The sequence below is a fragment of the Rarobacter faecitabidus genome, from assembly GCF_006716265.1.
Classification (GTDB): Bacteria; Actinomycetota; Actinomycetes; order Actinomycetales; family Cellulomonadaceae; genus Rarobacter; species Rarobacter faecitabidus.
The window spans coordinates 1082287-1095259 of record NZ_VFOS01000001.1; the positions used below are offsets into that span (position 1 = coordinate 1082287).

Sequence of the window (12973 nt, forward strand, 5' to 3'; positions counted from 1 at the left end):
CCCGGCGGGCGCACTCGAAGCCGAGCCGTCGCCCACGATGACGTAAGGATTGGTACTCACCGGTGGCTAAGCCAGTGAAAGTTAGTGCGGATCACAACCCGTTGCGCGATCCTCGCGACCTGCGCCTACCGCGGATTGCGGGACCGAGCGGGCTGGTGATCTTCGGAGTGACGGGCGACCTCGCCCGCAAGAAGCTCATGCCGGCGGTCTACGACCTGGCCAATCGCGGCCTCCTGCCGCCCGGCTTCGCCCTCACCGGCTTCGCGCGCCGCGATTGGGAGGACCAGGACTTCGCCGAAGTCGTGCACGATGCCGTCAAGGCGCATTCGCGCACGCCCTTCCGCGAGTCTACGTGGCGCCAGCTTTCAGAGGGCATCCGGTTCGTGCAGGGCACCTTCGATGATCCCGCGGCCTTCGAGCGGCTCAGTGAAACGGTCCAGGAACTTGACCGCGACCGCGGAACGCGCGGCAATCACGCGTTCTACCTCTCCGTGCCGCCCGCATCGTTCCCTCTCGTGTGCCGCCAGCTCGCGGCCTCCGGGCTCTCCAAGTCAACCGGCGACGCGTGGCGCCGAGTGATCATCGAGAAGCCGTTCGGCCACGACCTCGATTCGTCGCGCGAGCTCAACGACGTCGTGTCCGAGGTCTTCGATCCGAACTCGGTGTTCCGCATCGACCACTACCTCGGCAAAGAGACGGTCCAGAACATCCTGGCCCTGCGCTTCGCCAACCAGTTGTACGAGCCCATCTGGAACGCGCACTACGTCGACCACGTGCAGATCACGATGGCCGAGGACATCGGAATCGGTGGCCGCGCCGGCTACTACGACGGCATCGGCGCAGCCCGCGACGTGATCCAGAACCACCTGCTCCAACTGCTCGCCCTGACGGCGATGGAGGAGCCGGTGTCCTTCTCGGCCGAGGCGCTCGTGGCCGAGAAGCTCAAGGTGCTGTCGGCTGTCCGCCTCCCCCGCGACCTCTCGCGTCACACGTCGCGTGGTCAGTACGAGGGAGGCTGGCAGGGCGGCGAGGAGGTACTGGGCTACCTCGAGGAGCAGGGCATCGATCCCGAATCGACGACCGAGACCTTCGCCGCCATCCGCCTGGACATCGACACCCGGCGCTGGGCCGGGGTTCCGTTCTACCTGCGTGCCGGCAAGCGCCTCGGCCGCCGCGTCACGGAAATCGCGGTCGTGTTCAAGCGGGCACCGCACCTACCGTTCGAGACGACCTCGGAACTCGGCGAGAACGCGATCGTCATCCGAGTGCAGCCAGACGAGGGCGTCACGATCAAGTTCGGCTCCAAGGTGCCGGGGACCGCGATGGAGGTCCGCGACGTCACGATGGACTTCGGCTACGGGCACGCCTTCACCGAGGCCTCACCCGAGGCTTACGAGCGCCTGATCCTGGACGTGCTGCTCGGGGATCCGCCGCTGTTCCCCCGCCACGAGGAGGTGGAACGCTCGTGGGAGATCCTCGACCCGATCGAGCAGCACTGGGCCGCGCGTGGCAAGCCGGAACCGTATCGCGCAGGTACGTGGGGGCCAAAGAGCGCCGATGAGATGCTCGCCCGGGATGGCCGCTCGTGGCGCCGGCCGTGAGCGCCGAGTCGCCCTCGTCGGACTCGGCCAACGCCTCGTGCGTCGAGCCCGCCCGGGACGACCAGCCCAGTGCCCAGGCGAGCCTGCCGAACCTCGAGCCCGCGGAGGGCTCGTCCGCAAGTCCCCTCAGGAGAGCAGCATGATCGTCGACCTGGCCAACACAACGTCACCGGCCATTGCCAAGCGCCTGGTGAAACTGCGCGACGAGGGCGGCGCAGTCGCGCTCGGCCGCGTCCTCACCCTCGTGATCGTGGCAGCCCCGGAGGACATCGAGACGTCTGTGGAGGCGGCGAACGCTGCTAGCCGCGAGCACCCGTGCCGCGTGCTCGTGCTTTCCGCCGAGGAAGGCGACACCGACACTCGCCTGGATGCGCAGATCCGGGTCGGCGGCGACGCGGGAGCATCCGAGGTCGTGGTGCTGCGCGCGTACGGCGAACTGGTGACACACATCGACAACCTCGTCATCCCGCTGCTCCTGCCCGACACCCCCATCGTCGCGTGGTGGCCGCGCGAGCTCCCCACGTCTCCCGCCGAGAAGGCGATCGTGGACCTGGCGCAGGCCATCATTACCGACACGGTGGAATCCGCAGATCCCCTCGGGACGCTGCAGAAACTGCGGGAGAATCACCGCCCGCAGCACACCGACCTCGCATGGACGCGGGCGACCGTCTGGCGCGGCCTGCTCGCCGCGACGCTGGATCAGCCGCCCTACGAATCGGTCACCAGCGCCATCGTCGAGGGCGACTCGGATCACCCGTCGCTCGACCTCGTGGCCGCGTGGCTGGCGCAGTCGCTGCGCTGCCCCGTCGAGATTCGCCGCGTGGAGGGTGCTCAAGCCGTGACGCGAGTAGTACTGACCCGCGCCGACGGTGATATCGAGATCTCGCGGCCGAGCGGCGCCGTCGCCACGCTCCACCAGCCGAACCAGCCGGTCCACACGATCTCCCTGCCGGTGCGCACGCTACGAGAATGCCTCGCGGAGGAACTGCGTCGACTCGACCCCGACGAGGTGTACGCCGAGGTCCTCACCAAGGGCCTCGCCCGTCTGGACGGCTGGAACGCGGTTTCGACGAGGGGGAACCACTGATGTCCGCGCCACTTGTCGTGGTTCATCCCACCGCCGAGGTGCTGTCCGACGCGGTCGCCGCGAGGTTGTTGACGCGCCTCCTCGACGTTCAGAGCGTGCGCACGCCCGTGCATGTGGTGCTCACCGGCGGCACGCTCGGCATCGCCTCGCTTGCCTCGGTCGCCGCGTCGCCTCTGGTCGGCGCGATCGACTGGTCCGCCGTTCACTTCTGGTGGGGGGACGAGCGCTACGTCGCCGATGGGGACGCCGACCGGAATGAACTGCAGGCGCGCGAGGTGCTCCTGGATCGGCTGGTTGCGTCGCTGGGCCTGCCAGCCGAGAACCTGCACGTCGCGCCCCCGGCCGCCCACGGCGTGAGCGTCCACCAGGCGGCCGCCGCGTACGCCGACGAACTGGCGCGATTCGCGCCTCCGGGCGGCACGCTGCCCAGCTTCGAGGTGCTGATGCTCGGGGTCGGTCCCGATGCGCACGTGGCTTCGTTGTTCCCTGACCACGCGGGATTGTCTGCCTTGGGAACGACAGCGGGGATCGAGAACTCACCCAAGCCGCCACCCCTGCGGGTGACGCTCACGTTCGATGCGATCAACTCGGCTCGGGAGGTGTGGCTGATCGCCTCCGGCGAGGCCAAGGCGGACGCGGTCTCTCGCTCCCTGGGCGGCGCGCCGGTCGAAGAGGCCCCTGCGGGCCACGTGCACGGCACCGAGCGCACGTTGTGGCTCGTGGATGCCGCCGCTGTCGGCAGGTAGCCTGCCCGGGCGCGCCGCCGCGGCTCAGTGGCTGTTGGCCGGCGCGAGTGCCGGGTACCCGTGCCTCACACTCTGCGCAGGGTGCTCGCCTCCGTTAACTACGTGATATTTCAGTTCACCCCTACGTATTCCGTACCCCCGACTGAAATATGTGGGTGCGAACCAACGCACGCCCGTGGAATGCAAAGCGGAAGGGCCCCGGCGCAGTGCCGGGGCCCTTCCTTCGTGAATGTGGTGTCGTCGCTCAGTTGTACTTCTGCAACAGCCCGATCAGTACGATCGACACGAACCAGACGATCGAGAAGCCGATCGTGATGCGGTTGAGGTTTCGCTCCGCAACGCCGGATGAACCAGCGGACTGCGCGATACCGCCGCCGAACATGTCGGCGAGGCCACCGCCCTTACCCTTGTGCATCAGGATGAGCAGCACCAGGAATGCGCTCGTGAGGAGCAAGATCACCTGCAGCACAATCAGCAGAATTCCCACTGTTTCAACTACTCTCGTCTGGATTCGTCCCGGATCAGGCGTCGATCTCGGGGTTGGACAACGCCATACAGTCTACGGCATCAAACGAGATGCCGTGCACCGCGTGTCGCTTCACGCCACCTTGTAGAAGCTCGCGATGCGCGCGAACTCGTCGGCGTCGAGGCTGGCACCGCCGACGAGCCCGCCGTCGATGTCCTTCTCCGCCATGAGTTCGACGATCGAGCTCGACTTGACCGAGCCGCCGTACAGCACGCGAACCGCGTCGGCGACCTCCGCCGAGTACAGTTCCGCGAGGCGGCCACGGATCGCGCCGATGACTTCCTGCGCGTCGGCCGGGGTTGCAACCTCGCCCGTACCGATGGCCCAGACGGGCTCGTACGCGACGACGGTCTTGGCCGCTTCGTCGGCGGTCAGGCCCGCGAACGCGCCGTCGACCTGGGCGAGCGTGTACTCGACGTGGTTTCCCGCCTTGCGGATGTCGAGCCCCTCCCCGACGCAGATGATCGGGACGATGCCGTGGTCGAGCGCGGCCTTGGACTTGGCGGCGACGAGTTCGTCGGTCTCACCGTGGTACTGGCGGCGCTCCGAGTGTCCCACGGCCGCGTAGGTCACGCCGAGCTTCTTGAGGAACACGGGCGAGATCTCGCCTGTGTAGGCACCCGAGATGTGCTGCGAGATGTCCTGGGATCCGTACTTGATGCCGAGGCCATCGGCCTCGACCACGGTCTGGATCGAACGCAGATCGGTGAACGGGGCGAGCACGGCGACCTCGACGGCCTCGTAGTCGTGCTTCGCGTCCTTGAGGGTGAAGTCGAGCTTCTGGACCTGGTGAACTGCCTCGAGGTGGTCGAGGTTCAACTTCCAGTTGCCCGCGATGAGCGGAGTACGGGTAGCCACAGCGGTGGCCTCCTTGCTTGTGAGGTGGTCGGTTGAGGAAAAGATCAGGATTCGAGGACCGCGATACCCGGGAGTTCCTTACCTTCAAGGAACTCAAGGCTGGCGCCGCCGCCGGTGGAGATGTGGGAGAACCCGGCCTCGTCAAAGCCCAGGATGCGCACGGCTGCCGCCGAGTCCCCACCGCCGACGACAGAGAATCCGCCGTTCTTCGTGGCGTCGATGATGCCCTGGGCAATCGCGCGGGTGCCGCCGGCGAAGGCGTCGAACTCGAACACGCCGGCGGGGCCGTTCCACACGATCGTCTTCGCGTCGGAGAGCTTCTCGGCGAACAACTTCTGCGAGTCCGGGCCGATGTCCAGGCCCATCTGGTCGTCGGGGATGGCGTCCGCGGCGACTACCGTCGCGGGAGCGTCAGCCTTGAATTCGGGGGCCACGACCACGTCGACCGGCAGGACGATCTCGACGCCCTTCGCGGCGGCCGTCTCCAGGTAGCCCTTGACGGTGTCGATCTGGTCGGCCTCGAGCAGCGACTTGCCGACCGAGTGGCCCTGAGCTGCGAGGAACGTGAACGCCATTCCGCCGCCGATCAGGAGGCGGTCTGCCTTGTCGAGCAGGTTCGAGATGACGCCGAGCTTGTCCGAGACCTTTGACCCGCCGAGGACGACGACGTAGGGGCGGGCGGGGTTGTCCGTGGCCTTGCGCAGGGACTCGACTTCCTTGAGGACGAGTAGCCCGGTGGCGGAAGGGAGCTGCTTCGCGATGTCGTACACGGACGCCTGCTTGCGGTGCACAACCCCGAACCCGTCCGACACGTACGCGTCGGCGAGCGCCGCGAGCTCAGCCGCGAGCTCCTCACGCTCGGAGTCGACCTTCGACGTCTCGCGGGCGTCGAACCGGACGTTCTCGAGCAGAGCTACATCGCCATCGCCCAGCGCGGCGACGGTCGACTTGGCCGAGTCTCCTACGAGGTCGGTCGCGAGTGCGACGTTCTTGCCGAGCAGTTCGGATAGGCGTGCGGCGACGGGTGCCAGCGAGAACTTGGGGTCCGGCTCGCCCTTCGGGCGACCCAGGTGGGCGACCAGAATGACCTTTGCGCCGCCGTCGATCAGGGTCTTGATCGTGGGCAAGGCCGCGCGGATACGGCCGTCGTCGGTGATGGTCGAGCCGTCAAGCGGGACGTTGAAGTCAGAACGGACCAGCACGCGCTTTCCGCGCAGGTCACCCAGCGATTCAATGGTCTTTACTGCCACTGCCTTCTCCTAGCGAAGCAGTGCCCCAGGAGTGCGGGGCACGGACGAGACTTGCAGGGGCGCTTGCCCAGCGCCCCCTCGGGGTTACATCTTTTTGTGTGGTGCTAGACAGCACAGCGCCCGCATACGCTGCTGGCCTAATTAGCCGCAGGCGCACGCGGACGCTGTGCTTGTCACGAGTGAATTACCGAAACCGGTAAGTCAGCTCAGAGGCGGTCTGCCACGTACGAGGTGAGCTTGACGAGGCTGTTCGAGTAGCCCCACTCGTTGTCGTACCAGGAGACGATCTTGACGAGGTTGCCGTTGGAAACACGGGTCAGCTTCGCGTCGAAGATCGACTGGTGGGGGTTGGAGACGATGTCCGAGGAGACGATCTCGTCCTCGGTGTACTCCAGCGTGCCCTTGAGTGCACCCTCGGAGGCGGCCTTGACAGCGGCGTTGACCTCTTCGACGGTGACGTCCTTGCTGGCCTCGAAGGTCAGGTCCGTGGCCGAGCCGGTGATGACGGGAACGCGCAGAGCGAAGCCGTCCAGCTTGCCCTTGAGCTCCGGAAGGACCAGCGAGACTGCCTTCGCGGCACCGGTCGAGGTCGGAACGATGTTCTGCGCGGCGGCGCGGGCGCGGCGGAGGTCGCGGTGCGGGCCGTCCTGCAGGTTCTGGTCACCGGTGTAAGCGTGGATCGTGGTCATGAGGCCCTTCTCGATGCCGATGGCGTCGTTGAGGGCCTTGGCGACGGGAGCCAGGCAGTTGGTGGTGCAGGATGCGTTCGAGATGACGTGCTGCGTTGCCGGGTCGTAGTCGGTGTGGTTCACGCCGACGACGAAGGTGCCGTCCTCGTTCTTCGCGGGTGCGGAGATGATGACCTTCTTGGCACCGGCTTCGATGTGGGCCTTCGCCTTGGTCGCGTCGGTGAAGAAACCGGTCGACTCGATGACGATCTCGGCGCCGAGCTCACCCCAGGGCAGGTCTGCCGGGTTGCGCTCAGCGAGCGCGCGGATCTTCTTGCCGTCGACGATGATGTTGTCGTCGTCGAAGTCCACAGACAGCGGGAACCGACCGAGTACGGTGTCGTACTTCAGCAGGTGCGCCAGCGTCTTGTTGTCGGTCAGGTCGTTGACACCGACGATCTCGATGTCTGCGCCCGACGCAACAATTGCGCGGAAGAAGTTACGGCCGATGCGGCCAAAGCCGTTGATACCGACGCGAACTGTCACTATGCCCTCCTCAGGGAGCGCCGGATTCACCGACGCTTGCGGTTGATCTGTAGCAGCGCGCGAAGGACACGCACTGACGTGTCGAACTCAGGGCATGCAGGCCTCGTGACCAGCATCGCAGACCATGTCGTTACGGTCTCCAACCCTTGTGTCCATGACGCTTTCGAGCGTATACCGGCAGCGGAATCGGTCACCGGGACCAACGTCCAAGACTGCTGGGATATGCGACGAACATGCCACAACCACTACTTTAGTCGCACCGCAATCAAATGGTGCAATTCGGTCTCGTTCGCGTTGCGTCTCGCTGGCAGCATGGTTACCCCGGGTCCGGACGGTACTGGGCCGACGGGCGATCGCAGGCACTGCATTCCGCAGAAGGTGCGCCTATCTTCCCGGCGAGTCGATACTCCGGCGTGTCGGTGTCATGATTGTCCACATGGCTTTGACGGCAGACGTGAAGGAAGAACTCGCAAGCATCCGCGTAGATCGGGTTTCCTGTCGGAAGGCGGAGATCTCGTCCACGTTGCGGTTCTCGGGTGGATTGCACATCATCTCCGGCCGCATAGTCATTGAAGCCGAGTTAGATTCGGAGCGGGCGGCGCAGCGTCTGCGCGACGCGATCGCCGAGGTATTCGGCCACCCGTCGGAGATGATCATCGTCTCCAGCGGCGGCATCCGAAAAACCGCACGCTACGTCGTTCGCGTGGTACGCGACGGTGAAACGCTGGCCCGTCAGACGGGACTCCTCGACGTGCGCGGACGGCCCGTCCGAGGACTGCCGCCGCAGGTCGTGACGGGTTCCACGCCTGACATCGAGGCTGCGTGGCGTGGCGCCTTCCTGGCACACGGCTCACTCACGGAACCGGGCCGATCGACTGCGCTCGAGGTCACGTGCCCCGGAGCCGAAGCGGCCATGGCCCTCGTTGGTGCAGCACGGCGGCTCGGGATCGCCGCCAAAGCCCGCGAAGTTCGAGGCGTCGATCGCGTCGTCATCCGCGACGGTGATTCCATCGCCGAACTCCTGCGCCGGATGGGAGCTTCCTCGTCCCTCAAGACCTGGCAGGAGCGCCGGATACATCGGGAGACTCGCGGCACCGCCAACCGGCTCGCGAACTTCGACGACGCGAACCTGCGCCGATCCGCGCGGGCCGCTGTCGCGGCCAGCGCCCGCGTCGAGCGGGCCTTCGAGATCCTTGGGCCGAACGTGCCGGACCATCTGCGGCAGGCCGGGGAACTCCGGCTCGCATACCGGGAGGCGTCGCTCGAGGAACTCGGGCAGCATGCAGATCCGCCTCTCACCAAGGACGCCGTTGCGGGGCGCATCCGGCGACTGCTGTCGACAGCAGATCGCCGGGCGGCGGAACTTGGGATCGGTGACACGGAGTCGGGCCTCTCCCCCGACCTGATCGACCTCTGAGTAGTCGGGGCCGGGTGCGACGGGCCGGGGCCTGGGCCTGCGCCGGGGCACGATCTACCGGCAATCAGGATCTACGCACCGGGAACACCGGTTGTGGTTGCTGAGCACCCGCTATACGGCGCGCTCAGCAACCCTAACCGGTGCTCTCGCGCAGGAGGGCGGGGCTAGTCGGCCTCGTCGAGTCCGAATATCTCGCGGTAGGCCGCGGCTAGCCGGAAGCGCTCGTGGCGAGCAGTGCCGTCGGCACGTCGCAGGTCCGAGACGACCAGACGCGCACCGAGGCGCGCTGCGGCGGCGCGCATCTTGCGCGGCGAGTTGAACTGCGACGGATCGGCGAGGATGACATCGAAGCGCACGTCGGGCGCGTGCGCGTGCAGTGCGTCGAGTTGGTCGGCGGCCGTCATACCGAAGGACTCGTCGTCGCCGGTGGAGATGTTCAGGGTCAGCAACCGGTGCGCCTTCGACTCGATGATGGCCTGCTGCAGCCGGGGAACCACGAGGTGCGGCATGACCGATGAGAACCAGGAACCGGGACCGAACACGAGCCAGTCGGAGTTGGCGACCGCGTCGAGAACCTCATCCGCGACGGGCGGATCCGACGGCGTCAGGCGAATCTGCCCGATGCGGCCAGCCGCCAGCGCCACGTGCGACTGCCCCACGACGGACGTCATGGTTCCGCCCAGATCGACGTCGGCCTCGATCTCGAGCGGTACCGCGGCCATCGGGAGGACTCGTCCACGCGCCCCGAGGAGGCGAGCGATCCAGTCCAGCCCGCCCACGGTGTCCCCCAGTAGCTCCCACAGCGCCACGATCAGCAGGTTGCCCACCGCATGCTGGTCGAGCGGCCCGGCCGTGTCGAAGCGGTACTGCAGGACATCGCGCCAGGTCTGCCCCCACTCGGAGTCATCGCAGAGCGCCGACAAGGCCATGCGCAGGTCGCCGGGCGGTAGGGCACCGAACTCCTGCCGCAATCGTCCCGAGGAGCCGCCGTCGTCGGCGACCGTCACTACGGCCGTGATCCGGTCGGTCACCAATCGCAGCGACGCGAGCGTGGCGGCAAGACCGTGACCACCCCCGAAGGCGACAACCTCGGGACGCACCTCGACGTGCCGAGGAGCAGGATCGGGGATGGCTGCCGATACGGCGGGAATCGACCCCGTCGCTGGCCGTAGCGCCTTCTCGGCGGGCAGATCCATCGTCATTCCCTCCCCAGGTCGCGCGCCGTCACGACCACGTGGTGGCCGGCCTCGCGCAATCGCCGTGCCAGCGCGTTCGAGATCGCCACCGAGCGGTGCTGCCCGCCCGTGCAGCCGATCGCGATAGTGGTGTGGCGCTTCTCCTCGCGCTCGTAGCCGGCCAGCACAGGTTCGAGCGCGTTCGCATATCGGTCAACGAACTCCAGTGCTCCGGGTTGCGAGAGCACGTAGTCCCGCACGGGGATGTCGTTGCCGTTTAGGTGACGCAACTCAGTGATCCAGTACGGATTGGCGAGGAAGCGGACGTCGGCCACGTGATCGGCGTCGAGCGGAAGCCCGTGTTTGAAGCCGAAGGAGACAATGACGATGTTCAGTTCGGTGGGGATCTCCGATTGCACCGCGGCGCGGACGGTCCTGGCCAGCTCGTTCACGGACAGGTCGGAGGTGTCGATGACCGCGTCGGAGCGGCTCTTGATCGGCGCCAGCAGTTTTCGTTCCGCGGCGATTCCATCGAGGATGCGACCCTCGGGCGATAGCGGATGAGGACGGCGGACCTGCTCGAAGCGCCTGACCAGCGCGGCATCCGAGGCATCGAGGAACAGCACCTGGAAGCGCACCGATGAGTTGCGCAACTGCTCCACGATGCCGGCGAGATCGTTGAAGAACTCCTTGCCGCGCACATCGAGGACGACTGCCAGGCGAGTGACCGACGATCCGGTTTTCGATACGAGTTCGACGAGCGGTGGCAGTAGGTTCGGCGGCAGGTTGTCCACGACGAACCATTGCATGTCTTCGAGGGCGGCCGCGGCGCGGGTCCGTCCGGCGCCCGACATTCCGGTGATAATCAGGACGTTCACCGCGTCCCCGATGGGCCGGTGAGCCGCAGCCTCGACGGCAGGTATCCCGGTCGGCACGGTCATGGGGTGTGGCTCGCTCATGATGTCAGCATGCCAGGTCGCGGTGGCCTTGGATATGTCCGGCGCGTTCGTGTCTCCGATGCGGGACTTACATGGACGAGTTCTTCGCGTCCGATTCCGGGACCGTGACTGCTCCAGGAGCACTCGTCCCCGAAGTGTCGCCGCCGAGGTCACTCGAGTCTGCGGCGGTGCCGGGCCCCGTGCCCGCCTGCGAAGCCAGAGAGGCCAGGACCGCCGCGGCGGATTTCGCGCCCATGCCCGGAACCGCCGCGATCTGCTCCACGCTCGCCGCACGTAGCTTCTTCACCGACCCGAACTCTTTGAGCAGCGCCTTGGCCCGGGCCGGACCGACGCCAGGGACGGAGTCCAGGGCGGAGACGGTCATGGCCTGCGAACGGCGCTTGCGATGTGCCTTGATCGCGAAGCGATGTGCCTCGTCGCGCAGCTGCTGCATCAGGTAGAGACCGGGTGAGCTGCGTTCAAGGATGAGCGGGTAGTCGTCATCGGGCAGCCATACTTCCTCAAGGCGCTTCGCGAGCCCGCACAGCGCTATGTCGGTGACTCCCAGTTCCTCGAACACCTCCCAGGCCGCACGTACCTGCGGCGCGCCGCCGTCGACGATGATGAGCTGCGGGGGGTAGGCGAATCGACGCGAAGGCGCCTCGCCTGGTTCGGGCTTTTCGTGGACGCGCGCGAGCCGGCGGCGCATGACCTCGCGGATCGCCTCGGTGTCGTCACGTGCGCCATTGCCGTCCTCGCCGCGAATGGCATAAGTGCGGTATTCGTTCTTGCGGGGCAGTCCGTCCTCGAATACGACCATGGAGGCCATCTGCTGGTTCCCCTGGGTATGGGAAACGTCGTAGCACTCGATGCGCAAGGGCGCCTGAGACATGCCGAGGGCGGCTTGCAGGTCGCTGAGCGCCTGGCTTCGCGTCGTCAGGTCGCCGGACCGGCGCATCCTATGGAGGTGCAGCGCGTGGTCGGCGTTCTTCTTCACAGTCTGCGCGAGGTGCGCCTTCTCGCCGCGTTGCGGGACCTTGATCTTGACCCTGGCACCCCGCAGTGCACTCAGCCATGCTTCGAGATTGCGCTGATCGGCGGGCAGTTCCGGGACGAGCACTTCCGGTGGCACTGCGTCACGTTTCTCGATGCCCTCGCCGTCGCTCGCGTACTCGCCGTACGCCTGCTCGATGAAACTGGCGACGAGTTCGGCGTCGGTGCGCGGTTCGAGGATCTCCACGATCCAGCCGCGCTGACCGCGCACTCGACCGCCACGGACGTAGAAGACCTGGACGGACGCCTCGAGTTCGTCGCGGACCATCTCGTAGATGTCCGCGTCGGTGCCGTCCGACAGGACGAGCGCATTGGATTCCATGGCGCTGTTGATCGCCTCGAGGTTGTCGCGCAGCCTGGCGGCCGTCTCGAAGTCGAGTTCGGCTGCGGCGTCCTTCATCTTCGTGGTGATGCGCCTGATGAGGCCGGAGGCGCGACCGGCCAGGAAGTCGCACAGGTCATCGGCCAGCGCGCGGTGATCGTCCGCCGAGATACGGCCGATGCACGGGGCTGAGCACTTGTCGATATAGCCCAGCAGGCAGGGGCGTCCCTGCATCTCGGCCCGGCGGAACACGCTGGCCGAACACGTTCGAACGGGGAACGGCTTGAGCAGCAGGTCCAGCGTTTCGCGGATGGCCCAGGCTTGCGCGTAGGGACCGAAGTACCTCGTCCCCGGCTTCTTCGCTCCTCGCGTCACCTGCGCGCGAGGAAACTTCTCCCACATAGTGACGGCCAAGTACGGGTACGACTTGTCATCGCGATACTTGACGTTGAATCGCGGGTCGTACTCCTTGATCCACTGGTATTCCAGCGCGAGTGATTCGACCTCCGTCGCCACGACGGTCCATTCGACGCTTGCCGCCGTGGTGACCATCTGCTGGGTGCGGCGGTGCAGAGAGTGCAGTGGCTGGAAATAGTTCGCCAGTCGCGCGCGCAGGTTCTTGGCCTTGCCGACATAGATGACCCTGCCGTCCTCGTCGCGGAAACGATAGACGCCCGGCGACGTCGGTATCTCCCCCTGCTTGGGGCGGTAACTTGCCGGGTCTGCCATGCGTTCGATTATCCCAGGGAATGACGGTCGAAGGGAGCGGGCACGGTGCTCCGGTCA

At 66.5% G+C, this 12973-nt stretch carries 12 protein-coding genes; 5 read left to right on the forward strand and 7 right to left on the reverse strand.

The window, feature by feature from the left end; translation table 11 throughout:
• Positions 1–62 precede the first annotated feature (62 nt).
• The 4 genes from zwf to pgl are packed head-to-tail and all read left to right on the forward strand — an operon-like array spanning position 63 to position 3434.
• Positions 63–1601, forward strand: coding sequence for a glucose-6-phosphate dehydrogenase (gene zwf, locus FB461_RS04895; RefSeq protein WP_142119488.1), 1539 nt, complete (start codon positions 63–65; stop codon positions 1599–1601).
• Complete coding sequence (locus FB461_RS11970; protein WP_170222616.1) at positions 1598–1744, forward strand: hypothetical protein; 147 nt, start codon at positions 1598–1600, stop codon at positions 1742–1744. Before zwf ends, FB461_RS11970 begins: the two co-directional genes overlap by 4 nt.
• Positions 1741–2688, forward strand: coding sequence for a glucose-6-phosphate dehydrogenase assembly protein OpcA (locus tag FB461_RS04900; RefSeq protein ID WP_142119490.1), 948 nt, complete (start codon positions 1741–1743; stop codon positions 2686–2688). Before FB461_RS11970 ends, FB461_RS04900 begins: the two co-directional genes overlap by 4 nt.
• Complete coding sequence (gene pgl, locus FB461_RS04905) at positions 2688–3434, forward strand: 6-phosphogluconolactonase (RefSeq protein WP_142119492.1); 747 nt, start codon at positions 2688–2690, stop codon at positions 3432–3434. Before FB461_RS04900 ends, pgl begins: the two co-directional genes overlap by 1 nt.
• Before the next feature lie 244 nt (positions 3435–3678).
• On the opposite strand, the gene secG is transcribed toward pgl, so the two are convergent.
• From secG to gap, 4 genes are all read right to left on the reverse strand, one after another.
• Positions 3679–3921 carry a preprotein translocase subunit SecG gene (gene secG, locus FB461_RS04910; RefSeq protein WP_142119494.1) on the reverse strand — a complete coding sequence of 81 codons (243 nt, stop codon included), beginning with the start codon at positions 3919–3921 and terminating at the stop codon, positions 3679–3681.
• Between the two features lie 111 nt (positions 3922–4032).
• Complete coding sequence (gene tpiA / locus FB461_RS04915; protein ID WP_142119497.1) at positions 4033–4818, reverse strand: triose-phosphate isomerase; 786 nt, start codon at positions 4816–4818, stop codon at positions 4033–4035.
• Positions 4819–4862: 44 nt separating this feature from the next.
• Positions 4863–6068, reverse strand: coding sequence for a phosphoglycerate kinase (locus FB461_RS04920; RefSeq protein ID WP_142119499.1), 1206 nt, complete (start codon positions 6066–6068; stop codon positions 4863–4865).
• 206 nt (positions 6069–6274) lie between these two features.
• Positions 6275–7282: a type I glyceraldehyde-3-phosphate dehydrogenase gene (gene gap, locus FB461_RS04925; RefSeq protein WP_142119501.1), complete on the reverse strand. Its 1008-nt coding sequence runs from the start codon at positions 7280–7282 to the stop codon at positions 6275–6277.
• Between the two features lie 436 nt (positions 7283–7718).
• Here gap and whiA point away from each other — a divergent pair, with 436 nt between their 5' ends.
• Positions 7719–8699 carry a DNA-binding protein WhiA gene (gene whiA, locus FB461_RS04930; protein ID WP_142119503.1) on the forward strand — a complete coding sequence of 327 codons (981 nt, stop codon included), beginning with the start codon at positions 7719–7721 and terminating at the stop codon, positions 8697–8699.
• 164 nt (positions 8700–8863) lie between these two features.
• Here whiA and FB461_RS04935 read toward each other — a convergent pair whose 3' ends face one another.
• From FB461_RS04935 to uvrC, 3 genes are all read right to left on the reverse strand, one after another.
• Positions 8864–9895 (reverse strand): gluconeogenesis factor YvcK family protein, encoded by a 1032-nt coding sequence (locus tag FB461_RS04935; protein WP_142119505.1) that lies wholly within the window; start codon positions 9893–9895, stop codon positions 8864–8866.
• Between the two features lie 2 nt (positions 9896–9897).
• Positions 9898–10833: an RNase adapter RapZ gene (gene rapZ, locus FB461_RS04940; protein WP_142119507.1), complete on the reverse strand. Its 936-nt coding sequence runs from the start codon at positions 10831–10833 to the stop codon at positions 9898–9900.
• A gap of 67 nt (positions 10834–10900) precedes the next feature.
• Positions 10901–12916 (reverse strand): excinuclease ABC subunit UvrC, encoded by a 2016-nt coding sequence (gene uvrC, locus FB461_RS04945; RefSeq protein WP_142119508.1) that lies wholly within the window; start codon positions 12914–12916, stop codon positions 10901–10903.
• Positions 12917–12973: the final 57 nt, after the last annotated feature.

What these genes read in the sequence shown, in the direction of transcription:
- FB461_RS04900 (WP_142119490.1), top strand. Translation starts at nt 1,741, where the DNA reads ATGATCGTCGACCTGGCCAACACAACGTCACCGGCCATTGCCAAGCGC.
- pgl (WP_142119492.1), top strand. Translation starts at nt 2,688, where the DNA reads ATGTCCGCGCCACTTGTCGTGGTTCATCCCACCGCCGAGGTGCTGTCC.
- whiA (WP_142119503.1), top strand. Translation starts at nt 7,719, where the DNA reads ATGGCTTTGACGGCAGACGTGAAGGAAGAACTCGCAAGCATCCGCGTA.
- FB461_RS04935 (WP_142119505.1), bottom strand. Translation starts at nt 9,895, where the DNA reads ATGGATCTGCCCGCCGAGAAGGCGCTACGGCCAGCGACGGGGTCGATT.
- rapZ (WP_142119507.1), bottom strand. Translation starts at nt 10,833, where the DNA reads ATGAGCGAGCCACACCCCATGACCGTGCCGACCGGGATACCTGCCGTC.
- uvrC (WP_142119508.1), bottom strand. Translation starts at nt 12,916, where the DNA reads ATGGCAGACCCGGCAAGTTACCGCCCCAAGCAGGGGGAGATACCGACG.